The following is a 13,535-nucleotide window of genomic DNA, read 5'->3' on the forward strand; positions in this document are numbered from 1 at the left end:
ACCCCCCAAGAAACAAAACAGGTAGGACAAACTATTCCTACCTGTATCTCCTTCATCTTAATTGCATTTTTCGCAATTTATGAACCAGCGATGGGAATATATATAGAAGGAGGAAGATAGTTACCTCCAGTATTGATATTCTTTGCCCAATCATATAATTGCTGCTCCGTAACCGTCACTTCACTTAAAGTTGGACGAGGCGGATAGGCCATTAGCGAAATATATTGGTTGGGTATGGGCTGACCTCGATCGTCAACAGCCGGAATGATTTGTCCAGTATATTCTGTTATATACCGAAATGTAAACATTTGAGTAAAGTCCGGATCTTCGGTAAAAATATAATGATCGCCAGAGAGTTCATACAAAACAGCATCCAAAGTAAGCGTAACTTCTTGCTGCTTAAGGTATGGGACTTCGCTATTTTTACCCAACAGCATAGATTTTAAGTAGGCAGATAAGGTCTCAGCCTGTGCTTTTGATTCCAAGTCACCATAAGACTCATAGGCGAATGCACTCTGACCTTGATTTTTGACAGTTTCAATCAGGTAGCTTTTCAGAGTTCGCTCTTGCGCCCCCTTATTCTGATCTTTATTGAAAGCAAGGAGCGGAGTCCACGACCAAGCAACAATCCGAGACCACTGCGTTACCGCTTTTCTAACTTTAGCTAAGTCGTCAGGATTTTGCAAAGAAGGGGGTAATGAAGTTTCCCACGATGCTACCATGGTAAAAGTCTCCTTAAATAAAGGTTGGTAGATTGAAAAGAATTGGATTTAGTCGGTTCAAACCTAAACACTAGATAAGTCGAGCGAATATCATCAACTTACTTTACATTAGCTGAATTAGAAAGACTTTGAGCATTATTTAGCAAGAAGCTAAAATCTGCGTAAGTATTTTCATTCGGTTTTGGCAAGTAAGCCTGTGTATGACAAGCAATGCAGGAACTACCGATTGGTTCTGTTTGAAAGTAAGGTTCTAGCGTGACATTGGCTAACTCGCGCGGTGGATTTGGCTGAACGTCTCGCAAGGAATTATTGTAAGGATTGTAAGGAACCCCTAACCATTGAGTCCCAATCAGTTGATAGTTTTGCCAAATTGAATCTGGGTTGATTTTTCTTAATTCCCCTTGCCACTCTGAATTTAATGATTCAGCCGTTCCAGTAATCGGAATTAAGCGGGTAATTTGGGACGGAGTTTGTGCCTTAAAACCCTCCCCGTCTTTAGTTGCTGCATGGGGAAATTCATCGCGCCAAAGGTAAGGGGATTTCGCGTAAGATTTATTTTCCTCGCATTGCCCTTTGCAGTTAGGATTGTAGAGAATGTAATCCGTTTTGGGATCGGGCTTAGTTCCTGTATCTGGTGCATTATCCAAATGTTCAAATGTCGCCCAAGTCCAACCCTGCTTACTGGTTTTCTGAATAATATGAAAACCAATTAAAGCAACGGGTACAGTTACCTCTTTTTCCTTACCATCCGCGCTTTTTTGAGCTGGTTCAACCAAAAAGGTGCGATTTGTCGTGTAGTACTTAGACTCGATCTCAGGAGGTATTGGATTGGGCAAAACCCGCCAAGCTGATTTAATTTCAATCGCGCCTACATCCTGATTGTCCCGACAAGGAAACGTTTTTTCATAGATGCCACCCTGAGACTTATCGCTACAGACTAAGGCAAAGGGGTTCGCCTTGGCATCATTTGGGAAATTAACATTGTTGTTGAAGTTTTGCAGGTTATCGGCAGAATACCATTTCCAATCGACGATTTGCTTAACTTCCATCGGGTTCATGCGAATCTCGTTGAGAACGTAATTGCCAGTTTGGTCGATTAATGGCTTGCCACCTGGGAGTAGAATATTTGTTTTAAATACGCTCTCTTTGGTATTCTCAATCTCCCCTTCAACCTCACTCAATTGCAAATCCAACCTTTGAGTCTGCGTATCTGGAGTTTTACACGCAGGCGGGACAACGGGTATAACGGGACTTGGATCTTGCCCATTAGGAAGAAATATTTGATCGGGAGAATTATAAAATTCCCAAACACGGGGAGCAGTAGGATCTTGCCCAATCAAAATTTTTAAAGGGCTACCATCACAATTCGCTGGCCAATTCAAAGCCACAAAAGTCTGCCAAGCAAATTGACCAAAAGCTTTCTCTGGCGGAGTGACACCCCTACTTGGGTTGGCAGGAATTGTCGGATTGAGAAAAGTTTCAGTCTTTATTTCTGGTTGTTTTGCCCCATTGTCAAATTGCGCCCTAGCTTCAGGGGCAGGTAGCACCAATAAACCGCCACCCACTACACAAGCCAGAATCACAGATAAAATAGCGATCAATCGTTGAGTTAATTTCACCTGCTTGCCAGTAATATTAAATTGCCCAATCATTGTAACTATTTAATTCAGAAAAATGATTTTTGTCAAGTCTTTCTTGTTTAAGATATGTGAACAGAGAAAAATCGGCACTCAAGTCTAACTGTAGGGTGCGTTACGCTCAAGCTAACGCACCATCCACTATTGTTAGCGTCACTGCGTAAGTCCTAAGTCAGTTAAAACTGACTAATATAGCAGTAGCGATCGCCCGGCAGATAACCCGGCAGTGGTTCAAACCACTGCCTAATAGCTTAAGTCAGTTAAAACTGACTGAATATTGAATTATTATTTTAGTCCATTTTAATGGACTTGAGCTGTTAGCCGTAGAATTAATTCTACGGCTGGTTTGGTAGCTTACTGAGAATGGTGCTGGTTATGAGTTAAAACTGACAACTTGCAGGATTCGCGATCGCCCGGCAGATAACCCGGCAGTGGTTCAAACCACTGCCTAATAGCTTAAGTCGGTTGAAACCGACTGAATATTGAATGATTATTTTAGTCCATTTTAATGGACTTGAGCTGTTAGCCGTGGAATTGATTCTACGGCGGGTTTGGCTTCTTACAGATCATTGCCACCTATCAATTGTTACATTATCTTCCACAAACCTCGCTGACCAAGACTTATAGGCTAAACTGTCAATAATTCAGCCCAACCCTTGCCCAGTAATGCTTAGACTAGATGTTTAGCTTGCAGCAATTGGGATGTAAGCAGAAGGAGGAAGATAGTCCCCAACCCCAAAAACCCGACAGAGAATTAATTCTCTGTCTAATAGCTTAAGTCGGTTGAAACCGACTATTAATTAATCCTGATTTTAGTCCGTTTTAACGGACTTTAGCTATGAGACAGTGGTTTTAACCACTGGCGGTTTTTGCTACTAGTGCAAGATCTGAGTATATTGCTTTCTTCATGAGCTGGACAACTGTGCCATAAGCAGGGGCATCTCCAGTTAGCGCATCTAACGTCTTATGCTGAATATCCTCATACTGACCAATTTTACTCGTCCAATTGCCATTGGGTAATTGTCTCGCTACATGCCTTGGCACATTTTGAGCCTCAGCATATATCGCAATTTTTTGAAAGCCGTACTCCAGCGACGCATCATCACAAACTTCATATCCAATGGTTCTAAATGCGGCAACAAAAGCCGATAGTGTTTCCTCTCGCGGCACGCCATCAGGCCAATATTCCTGCTCCATTGGATCTGGCCACCACCACTCCTCATCGCTTTCAGCAGCCCAAGCGACACAATTATAGTCAATGGTATCTGGACTGGTTAGAGTCTACTCATCATTAGCCAATTTGGGAAACTGTTGCTCTAAATGCTCTTTTGCATAAGCATTCCATGTGTTATTTCCTACCATTGATATCCTTGCTCTTTTCCCCAACTCAACCAAGCATCGATCATTTTCTTGGTTTTACCCCGCTGGCTTGGTGGAACCGGATCTTCCCTCGCGATTGCTTTCAATGCCCAAAACCATCTTCCTGAATGTCGTTCAACTTCCCGTAATAGCAAAGGAATCGCAGGTTTACCCAATCCAATAATCTGCTGATACGCTGGATGAATGGCAATACGCAGGGTAGAAGATTCCGATCTGGTTTCTGTGAGTACCCACTCAACCAGATGGTTAAAGATATCTTCTAGATCGTCTGATTCATATTTTGATTGATGGGATGGAATGGTTGCTGTCATAGGAACACCTTCGTCTTTGAAAGGGGTGTGGGGTGGGGTAGGATGAAAAATAAATGCGCGATCGCTTGCGAGTAAAGCTCTTCAGATCGCAATTAATAGACATCTCCATCATAGTGAGATCTTTCACCATTTTCAACAATACCTGATCGACCAGATTTTTCAACGAATAATCAAGGGTTTCAAGTTTAAACAATTGCAATAAAGCAGGTTTTTGGAGCTGGTGCAAGATCTGAGCCACCCTAGAAAAAACAGCTATTAAGAAAGGATTTTAGTCCATTTTAATGGACTTGAGCTGTTAGCCGTAGAATTAATTCTACGGCGGGTGCGGTTTTAACCACTGGTGGAAAATTTGAGATTAACCATCGTTCACTCCAAACCATAAAACCGACAGGGATTATCCCAAAGAATCTTTTGCAGAATTTCCTTCGATACCTGCCCTTCAAGAGCCAACATATCAGCAACAATATCGGGTTTGTGATCCATGTGGGGATAGTCGGAACCAAAGATGAGATTATCTTCACCAAGTTCCTCTAACAGCTTCGGAATATAAGTTTCTGATGGTTCAATTGCAATGAAACATTGACGGCGAAAATACTCCGAGGGCTTCATTTTTACCCGATCTTTTACTTCCCATCGCAAATCTTCGTATTCGCGATCCAGTCGCCACAACCAGTAAGGTAACCAACCGCAACCAGATTCCAGAAATCCCACCCTAAGTTGAGGATGATTTTCCAATACTCCTCCTTCAATTAAAGCTAATAATGCCATCATTTGTTCCATGGGGTGAGAACAAGCGTGTAGGGCAAAACGAGTGTGGAAGCGATCCGCGCCAGCACTGGGAACTCGGCTATGGGTTGTTTCGTGGAGACTAACAGCAATGTCAAGTTCCTCGCATTCTGTCCAAAAAGGATCGTAAAGTGGATCGCTAAGTAATCTTCCCTTGATAGGATTGGGGCGCAAATAGACAGCTTTCCAGCCAAAATCTGCGATCCTTCGCAATTCGGGAATCATTTCTGCCGGAGCATGTAGATTGACGACACCGACTCCTTTTAAAATTGCTGGATTATAACTACAAAAGTCTCGCAGCCAATTATTGTAAGCGCGGATATAAGCACCCACTTGTTGGGGAGCCATAGTATCGACACCGCTAATCCATGCCAGGTAGGTTGGATAAATAAAGGAAATATCAGTTCCCATTTGGTACATCGCTTGCACCTGAGATTCCGGGTTAAATTCTCGCACCAAAGAGAGAGGATGCGATTGCGCAACCTGCTTTGCTCCTTCATCGATCAACCGATTAGAATATTTATTCATTATCGGTACTCCTTGAATCTTCAAATCCGGAGTGGGGGCAAAATCGCGAAATGCAGGTTCGAGATAGTTTTTCCACAGGGAATCAGGCTCGTAAACATGGGAATCTGCATCAATAATTCGATAACCGTTTAGCATGGTAAATATAGTAAAAGTCAAAAGTCAAAATTGAACTGCTTATTGTAAATTGCTTCTGGCATTTTCGGATGTCATACTGAGATCTTGCACTATGTTCAATAACCGATTTCACCTCCAAAAACCCGCCAGAGAATAAATTCTCTGTCTAATAGCCTAAGTCGGTTGAAACCGACTATTAAGCTGTGACGCATTTAATTTGTATATCCCCACACCAAAAAACCCACACCTCATACCCCTTTCCACAAATTTAATATTCAATTTAGATGCGCCGCAGCTTAAGAAATGATTATAGTCCGTTTTAACGGACTTAAGCTATTAGACAGTGGCTGATAGCCACTGGCGGTTTTGTCCACTGGTACAATATCTGAGTCAATATCATTACATCCATAAAGGAATTGGATTCAATTCTTCCTCCCTCAACGCTTTATTAAGCCAACCCATTTGCACAGGAACATCATACAGTCGTCCCGCACCCAACCGCTTCCAGAAATGCCGCAAACCCGGAACAATAACCTTAACCACATTTAATCCGATATCGGGGCGCGTTTGGTTGAGAACTAGCATTTCCATACCCCTTTCCTCAACTAGCTCCCGACAGTATGCAATATCTTCTAACAAATCCTCATGCCAAATAATCCCATAATCAGAGTTACATTTAGGAGCAACATTGACATCGGGGACTAAATAGGGCTGATTTGCCAATGTTGATGTTTTCCACCAGTGCAATAGCTGAGAATCAGCCGAAGCTGCATATCGAGTTGTTCCGTCGGGATTGGCACTCAAAACCGCCGGAAGCATTTGACTCACCTCTGTTAGCGCTCTTTGTATAGCTAGCTTGGGGTCAAAATGAGTCCCAAACCCCAAAATAATATCTTCTATTTTGCGATCTATTCTCCTACTAACCGCCACAAAAGTAGGTATATTCAAATCGCTGGTAATATCCAAAACCCACAATTCGCGATTGAGAGTTTGGTAATATATCTTCAGAGCATGGAAATAAGGCTCATCAAAACTATCTAAATCGATCGCAGGTTTTTGGAGACGATTATACCACCACAAAGCAACGCTATCTCGCTCCACTAATTCCAAAAATCCCTGTAAAATTGCCTCCTCCAAAGTATTGCCCGCAGCACACCCGTTAGCATCCGCCCAACAATCTGGTTTTTCGGGTTTGGGATAGCCATAATAGCAGTAAGCAGTAGGCAAATACTTAAATTCTTCAGTGCTTAAACTCCAAACTGGAGTCCAGTCTATCTCTCTTTCTTCATCAAAAGGTTCTGGTACTTTTTGAAACCAGCCCTCACAACTTCCATTCCATTCCTGACGGTTTTCATACTGCGTCGAACTAAAATTCATACAAGTATTGGGATGAATTCCTCGCTCTCCCAGTTTGTAGTAACTTGCTTTTTCCCGAATCTCATTTCCTTGAAAGACACCGGAATACCTCTCAATTGCTTCACAAAAACCACTAACTTGAGCTTGGATATCGCTCCTCCCTTTACCTGCACTTCTGCCCCCCATATTTTGGCGTAAGGCATTCAAATCATCGAACATTGTGGCGAAATGATGCTTGGCTACATAAGTATGAGTTAGATCGTTTGCCCCCATCCACAATTTTTCTAATCCTCGCACAACTCCTGTAATCGGGCTAATATGGTGTTGGTATTTTCTCAGGGTTTCTTGAGGTAAAACACAACGATGTCCTCCCTCTGCCGTGAAGGTTTTTTTCCGCCTTCCTAGAAAGACGGGTTGAGGTTTTCCATTCCTAAATACTTCTTGTCCGCATCTCGGACATTGAGGACGTTTCACCACTATATGGTTTTTAGTTTCCAGAGATAAAGTATCGTGGGTAACTAGGATTCCTTCTAACCGTTTATTGTCCAGTAAAATCCACTTCAAAACTTCTGTTGCAGCCATTCCTACAGCAGTTTGACTGGTGGATGTCAATGAATAAGCGGGTGGTTTTAAAGGATAGGCAATATCCTTACGTCTGCGGACGAATTCTGCAACGGGATTGTTACCTCGCAACCGTTGTGCCAGACATTCCCAACAAGCAGTTTTGCCGGGATGAAATATCGGTCCAATCCAAATAACTGTTCCCACTGGTTTTACCAAGATCCACGGGTGCGATTTCTCTAAGGCTTGTTGGTTAAAAATAGCCAAATCTTCTTGAAGATAGTTATCTGTCAGAACTACTGTTATATCGGCTTCATCAGATACTTGAATGTCCAGCGATTCTAAGGTAGAAATAAATGCTGAGTCATCAACAGAACCAAAAGTTTTTACCGCTACTTTGGTAGTTTGCAATCGGCGGTTAGCTTCTTGAGGATGAATGTTTAAAGTTTCGCAGAATGTTGTTAATTGAGTTTCTATCTCTTCCTCACTTTCAACAATATAGCCCTTCTTTTCCATCTCCATCAGAGCGTAGTGAACTTTTACGCCGATGTCTACTGCTCCCTGAATTGAAAAATTTTCATGCAGCAAATTTATGGTCATTTTGTCTACGATTTCGTCCGTTGTATGATTCCCGTCAATCAAAGGGGTTAATCGCTGATAAAATTGCTCTTCACTTAACAGAAAATTATCTCTTTCTGAGAAGATAAATACTCCCTCATTATCTACAGTTTCGGCTCGATAACAATTTTTAAATTTTGGTTTTTTTAACATATTTTGTTTGTCAGTTGAGAAGTATTTTTTTTATGTTTAAATCAGTTAATAAAGACGACTAGATCGGATTTTTAGTCCATAAACCTAGTTTTTTCATCCTTAATGACATTGATGCCAGATCTGAGTTTAAATGGACTTAAACTATTAGCCAGAGAATTAATTCTCTGGCTGGCAATCGGATTTACCCAGGTGTTAATAAAATCAACTGTCTCTTCAAGAGCGATCGCACTTCCTCTATTCCCAATTCCCCCCGCTGCAAAATCTCCCCTACTGTCACCGTCTCATTCCCATCACAAGCTTGCAAAAATCCAAACTCTGTCTCTGATAACTGAACCACCTGATAATCACCATCAAATATAGACTGACTAGGCCAACCATTCATACAGGGACTAAGTTCCGGAATAGCAGCCAATAATACTCGATCTTCCGACCAATCTATCTTATTTAAAGGAGGACGAGTCAGGAAAAACTCATAATGGGTGATTTCTGGATCTAATACTTCAATTAACCGATATAATTGTCGTTCGCTCAATCCCTTAGTCCGTTCCATCAACTCCGGATTTTTCCCCACCAATCGCTCTATATCCCAATATCGAGGATTAGAAAACCCGACAAACTCCAAGCCAGAAGCATCAATCAGTTCAAATAGCGTCTGAATATTGTAGTCAACCTCTTGGGGATGAACATACATATCTGCAAAACACTCATCTCGCTGATTTTCCCAGGACCAACGTTCTTTTTCTCGCTTGACAATACGGTTATTTTCTGGTAAAGATGCAAACAACTGACGACCGACACTAACCCCATCCCGGTAGTCTCCGCGCTTATCTCCCTGCAAAAGTGCGATCGCTTCCTGCATCAATTGGATTTCCCAACGTCCCAACTCAGCATAAACAAAAATATGGAACAATCCCCCCGGTGCAAGCTTTCCAGCCAAAGCCTGAATCCCGCGAATCGGATCTGGTAAATGATGCAACACTCCCACAGAGTTAATCAGGTCAAATTCTCCCTCAATTTGGGCCACATCATACAAACTCTGATGATGGAACTCTACCCGATTAGCACCCGAGCGGCGACACCTTTCTCTCGCCACATCCAGAGCCCCCCCACTCACGTCAATTCCCACCACAGACGCTTGAGGATTGAGGTGAACTAGGTATTCTGTCCCCACACCCGTACCGCAACCTGCATCTAGAATGCGGATATCCTGCCTTTGGGGTTTTTGACCCGTGCAAAAGTGATAAGCTGTTACCCAATTCCAGCGCCAGTTATAGCCCGGTGGCGGCTCATCCAGCAAAGGCTCTGGCGGAAACGGGTAAGTATCGTAAAGTCTTTGCACCGCAGCAATTTTATCTTGATTTATCATTTGTTCCAGACAAGGGGCTTAAGCCCCTTGTTATTTTTGGTTGTTTCTCGTTTGTCGTAGAACAGGCATCTTGCCTGTTACACTTATTTATTATCACAATACCCCAAAAACCAAAAACCAACAACCAACAACCAATAACCAATAACCAACAACAAATGTAACAAAACTTATGGTTTTTCTCATCGATGTAACCTAATCCACTATCATGACTCTGTTATGAGTTTGTAAGAGTACGATGGGCAACGTCGGAATCAACGCCTGTGGACAGGTTAAGTGCCATCACTCCTGGCAGAAGCAGGAAAGAAACATGAAAGCGGGTCAATTAGGTTTCGTTTTAAGTTTCGTGTTGCAGCGGAAACGTTTTAATCTAGATCCTGACCAGATTTAGCGAAGTCATTGATTTGTTGACGGCATTAGGGAATTGTTCTGGGGAACTTAAATGAGTATTTTTACTCATTTGCCCAGTTTGAGACCCTAAGCCCAAGAGCAGCGAAAGTAGCCTGCCTGGGGAATCTGGTCGGGCTTAACACATAATTTAATTGTCGATGGGAGATTTTGAAAACCAATGAGTGTTAAGGCAAGTGGTGGAAGCTCAGTTGCACGTCCGCAACTCTATCAAACAGTACCAGTTGCAACCATTATCCAAGCCGAACAACAAGATCGGTTCTTGGCAGGGGGCGAATTAAGTGAACTGTCTGAATATTTCCGTTCCGGTACAAAGCGTTTAGAGATTTCCAGTGTTATCACCCAAAACTCTGACCTAATTGTGTCCCGTGCAGCCAACCGGATTTTCGTGGGCGGTTCCCCAATGGCATTCCTAGAGAAGCCAGCGGAAGAACCAATACCAACAATGGCGATGGCAATCGGTGGCAAAAGCACCAGTGTTAAACAATCCATGACATTGGGAACCGCTACATACATAGAAAGTGGTGGTGGCTTCTTTGAAGGCTTCCGCAACATCTTCAGTGCTGGAAGTGGCGGACCTGCTCCAGCCGGGTTCCGACCAATTAACGTCGCCCGCTACGGTCCGAGAAACATGCAAAAGTCCCTGCGGGACTTATCATGGACATTGCGCTACGTCACCTACGCGATCGTAGCTGGCGATCCTAACATCATCACCGTTAACGTCCGGGGACTGCGGGAAGTAATCGAAAATGCTTGCTCTATTGATGCGACGTTACTGGCAATCCAGGAAATGCGCGGCGCGTCACTAAGTTATTTCCGTAACGATGCTCAAGCAACAGAGATTATTAATCAGTACTTTGAAATTCTGATTAATGAATTTAGCATCGGCACTCCAGGCGATAAAGTGCGGCAGCGTCCTTCTGTTGACCAACAAGGATTAAAACTGCCCCAAAGTTACTTTAACGCAGCAGAACGGCGACCTAAGTTCGTAATGAAGCCAGGATTATCAGCTTCAGAAAAGAATGAAGTAATCAAAGCTGCTTATCGGCAAGTCTTTGAACGGGACATTACCCGCGCCTACAGCCAATCAATCTCCAATTTAGAATCTCAGGTCAAAAACGGCGATATCTCCATGAGAGGATTTATTCGCCGCCTTGGTCAATCTCCCCTGTATCGGAAGCAATTCTTTGAGCCATTTATCAACAGTCGCGCCCTAGAATTGGCATTTCGTCACTTCCTCGGCCGTGGTCCATCCTCTCGTGAAGAAGTACAAAAATACTTCTCTATCGTTTCCGCTGGTGGTTTAGCCGCCCTCGTGGATGAGTTGGTCAATTCTCAGGAATACTCAGATTACTTTGGCGAAGAAACCGTTCCCTACCTGCGGGGATTGGGGCAAGAAGCCCAGGAATGCCGGAACTGGGGGATGCAGCAAGATCTGTTTAACTACAGCGCTCCGTTCCGTAAAGTTCCTCAGTTCATTACCACATTTGCCCAATATAATCAACCCCTGCCCGACCAACACCCTTATGGTTCTGGCAACGACCCCTTGGAAATTCAGTTCGGTGCTATCTTCCCCAAAGAAACCCGCAGTCCCAATACCAGACCAGCTTTCTTTGGCAAGGATACACGACGGATTCTGATCCACCAAGGACCTGCCACCAATAATCAAACAGGCAATCCAGGTGCGCGTGGGGAATTCCCCGGTTCCCTCGGACCAAAAGTGGTTCGTTTAGACCAAATTCCCAGCAAGAAAGAAGTAAGTATCAAGTTTTCTGAAAGCTCAACCCAAGCAGTGATTCGCGCTTGTTACCTACAAGTGTTTGGCTGTGTTCCATTTGATGGTGAACGTCAAACGGTTGCTGAAATCAAGCTCGAAAACGGCGATATTTCTGTCCGGGAGTTTATCCTGATGCTGGCGAAGTCCGATGGATTCCGCAAGCGCTACTGGACTCCTTTGTATGTGGTGAAAGCCGTTGAATATATCAATCGTCGTCTTTTAGGCCGTCCCACCTACGGGCGTTCTGAAATGAACGGATACTACGATATTTGCGCCAAACAGGGATTCTACGGTTTAGTTGAGTCCATGGTTCGCTCTCAAGAGTACTCCGAAACATTTGGAGAAGATACGGTTCCTTACGAACGCTATGTAACTCCAGCAGGTTTGGCATTGCGATCGCTCCGTCCAGGTAGCACCACCAAGGTAATCGACACTACCCCAATTGAACCGCCAACACCAAGATTCATCGAACTTGGTACAGTTGTGGAAACTCGCGCCCAACCAGATATTCAATCCCGGATTAATCAAGGTGTCACCGTCCAGCGCCAACAAACGAAGATCTTCAAACTAACAGATCTCAAAGATAAGCCAGCCGTTAAACAGTTGGTTGGTGCAGCTTATCGCCAGGTATTCGAGCGGGATGTTGAGCCGTATGTGGTGCGAGGTCAATTCACTGCCCTGGAAAGCAAGTTAAGCAATGGCGAAATTAGCGTTAAGGAGTTTATTGAAGGTATTGGCTGCTCGGAACTCTACATCAAGGAGTTCTACACCCCCTACCCCAACACCAAGGTAATTGAACTTGGTACGAAGCACTTCTTAGGTCGCGCACCAGAAAACCAGAAGGAAATTCAAAAGTACAATCAAATTCTGGCATCTAGTGGCATCCGTGGCTTTGTCAGTGCCTTAGTTAATTCCATGGAGTACCTCCAAGTCTTTAACGAAGATACGGTTCCCTATCGTCGCTTCCCGACCTTACCAGCCGCTAACTTCCCCAACACGGAGAAGCTCTATAACAAGCAGACTAAGCAAGATGCTGAACTTGTTGTACCCAGCTTTGCGCCAGTCTCCTCTCGCCTAGATGTGGCAAAACTCCCCTTGACAGGTAAAGCAATTGCTGATATGGCAGCAAAGGAAAGGCCTGCCTTTGCGGAACTGAGTCGCTCCATCCCCAAGGGAAACGAGCAGATGGGCGTTAGCACAAAGGAGCGTCAACCCGCACGGCTTGTCCGCCTCACCCCTGGCTCTAACTTGACAGAAACGTCAGTGGCGATTAATGCTATCTACGCTCAAGTGCTAGATATCTGGACGGGTGAAATTCCTCAAGAGTATCGTCGTCCTGAACTAGAGCAGCAACTCACCAAGGGTGATATCTCGGTGCGGCAGTTTGTGAAAGCTTTAGCTACCAGTGAAACCTATCGGGGGCGCTTCTATTCGTCCTATCCAGCAAATAAGGTAGTCGAGTTACTATTCCGCCACTTACTGGGTCGTACACCTGCCACTCAGACCGAGATTCAAGACTATACAAAGCTGATGGCTGAACGGGGACTTAATGCCACCGTTACCACCATCGTTGATAGTTCAGAATACGATCGCTTCTTTGGTGAATACGTGGTTCCCTATCACCGTGTCCCAACCCTCACCGCTGGCAACTATTTGGGCAGTGTCAAAGCCTGATTAGAAGGGAGTAGGGAGTAGGGAGAAGGGAGAAGGGAGTAGGGAGTAGGGAGTAGGGAGTGGGGGAAGAGAGTTTTGAGTTTTGAGTTTTGAGTTTTGAGTTAAAACTCCCCCTTGTCCCCCTTGTCCCCGGTGTGGGGTGTGGGG

At 44.1% G+C, this 13,535-nt stretch carries 7 protein-coding genes and 1 pseudogene; 1 reads left to right on the forward strand and 7 read right to left on the reverse strand.

The window, feature by feature from the left end; genetic code table 11:
* Nucleotides 1–77: 77 nt before the first annotated feature.
* The 7 genes and pseudogenes from NJ959_RS04380 to NJ959_RS04410 all read right to left on the reverse strand — a co-directional run bounded on the left by NJ959_RS04380 (nt 78) and on the right by NJ959_RS04410 (nt 9,532).
* Nucleotides 78–722, reverse strand: coding sequence for a hypothetical protein (locus tag NJ959_RS04380; protein WP_254010532.1), 645 nt, complete (start codon nt 720–722; stop codon nt 78–80).
* Nucleotides 723–820: 98 nt separating this feature from the next.
* Nucleotides 821–2,374 carry a hypothetical protein gene (locus NJ959_RS04385; RefSeq protein WP_254010533.1) on the reverse strand — a complete coding sequence of 518 codons (1,554 nt, stop codon included), beginning with the start codon at nt 2,372–2,374 and terminating at the stop codon, nt 821–823.
* Between the two features lie 837 nt (nt 2,375–3,211).
* Nucleotides 3,212–3,625, reverse strand: a pseudogene (locus NJ959_RS04390) (DUF7689 domain-containing protein); the annotation flags it as partial.
* Nucleotides 3,626–3,714: 89 nt separating this feature from the next.
* The gene (locus tag NJ959_RS04395) at nt 3,715–4,050 is read right to left on the reverse strand and encodes a hypothetical protein (protein ID WP_254010535.1); all 336 of its coding nucleotides are present in this window, start codon (nt 4,048–4,050) and stop codon (nt 3,715–3,717) included.
* A 366-nt stretch (nt 4,051–4,416) separates the two neighbouring features.
* The gene (locus NJ959_RS04400) at nt 4,417–5,499 is read right to left on the reverse strand and encodes an amidohydrolase family protein (RefSeq protein WP_254010540.1); all 1,083 of its coding nucleotides are present in this window, start codon (nt 5,497–5,499) and stop codon (nt 4,417–4,419) included.
* 378 nt (nt 5,500–5,877) lie between these two features.
* Nucleotides 5,878–8,166, reverse strand: coding sequence for a TOMM precursor leader peptide-binding protein (locus NJ959_RS04405; protein ID WP_254010536.1), 2,289 nt, complete (start codon nt 8,164–8,166; stop codon nt 5,878–5,880).
* A 181-nt stretch (nt 8,167–8,347) separates the two neighbouring features.
* Nucleotides 8,348–9,532 (reverse strand): class I SAM-dependent methyltransferase, encoded by a 1,185-nt coding sequence (locus NJ959_RS04410; protein WP_254010537.1) that lies wholly within the window; start codon nt 9,530–9,532, stop codon nt 8,348–8,350.
* Nucleotides 9,533–10,097: 565 nt separating this feature from the next.
* Between NJ959_RS04410 and NJ959_RS04415 the strand changes: the two genes are divergently transcribed.
* Entirely contained in the window at nt 10,098–13,388 is a 3,291-nt protein-coding gene (locus tag NJ959_RS04415) for a phycobilisome rod-core linker polypeptide (RefSeq protein ID WP_254010538.1), read from the forward strand.
* The last annotated feature ends 147 nt before the right edge of the window (nt 13,389–13,535 follow it).

The organism is Limnofasciculus baicalensis BBK-W-15, assembly GCF_024178385.1.
Classification (GTDB): Bacteria; Cyanobacteriota; Cyanobacteriia; order Cyanobacteriales; family Coleofasciculaceae; genus Limnofasciculus; species Limnofasciculus baicalensis.

What these genes read in the sequence shown, in the direction of transcription:
- NJ959_RS04380 (WP_254010532.1), bottom strand. Translation starts at nt 722, where the DNA reads ATGGTAGCATCGTGGGAAACTTCATTACCCCCTTCTTTGCAAAATCCT.
- NJ959_RS04385 (WP_254010533.1), bottom strand. Translation starts at nt 2,374, where the DNA reads ATGATTGGGCAATTTAATATTACTGGCAAGCAGGTGAAATTAACTCAA.
- NJ959_RS04395 (WP_254010535.1), bottom strand. Translation starts at nt 4,050, where the DNA reads ATGACAGCAACCATTCCATCCCATCAATCAAAATATGAATCAGACGAT.
- NJ959_RS04400 (WP_254010540.1), bottom strand. Translation starts at nt 5,499, where the DNA reads ATGCTAAACGGTTATCGAATTATTGATGCAGATTCCCATGTTTACGAG.
- NJ959_RS04405 (WP_254010536.1), bottom strand. Translation starts at nt 8,166, where the DNA reads ATGTTAAAAAAACCAAAATTTAAAAATTGTTATCGAGCCGAAACTGTA.
- NJ959_RS04410 (WP_254010537.1), bottom strand. Translation starts at nt 9,532, where the DNA reads ATGATAAATCAAGATAAAATTGCTGCGGTGCAAAGACTTTACGATACT.
- NJ959_RS04415 (WP_254010538.1), top strand. Translation starts at nt 10,098, where the DNA reads ATGAGTGTTAAGGCAAGTGGTGGAAGCTCAGTTGCACGTCCGCAACTC.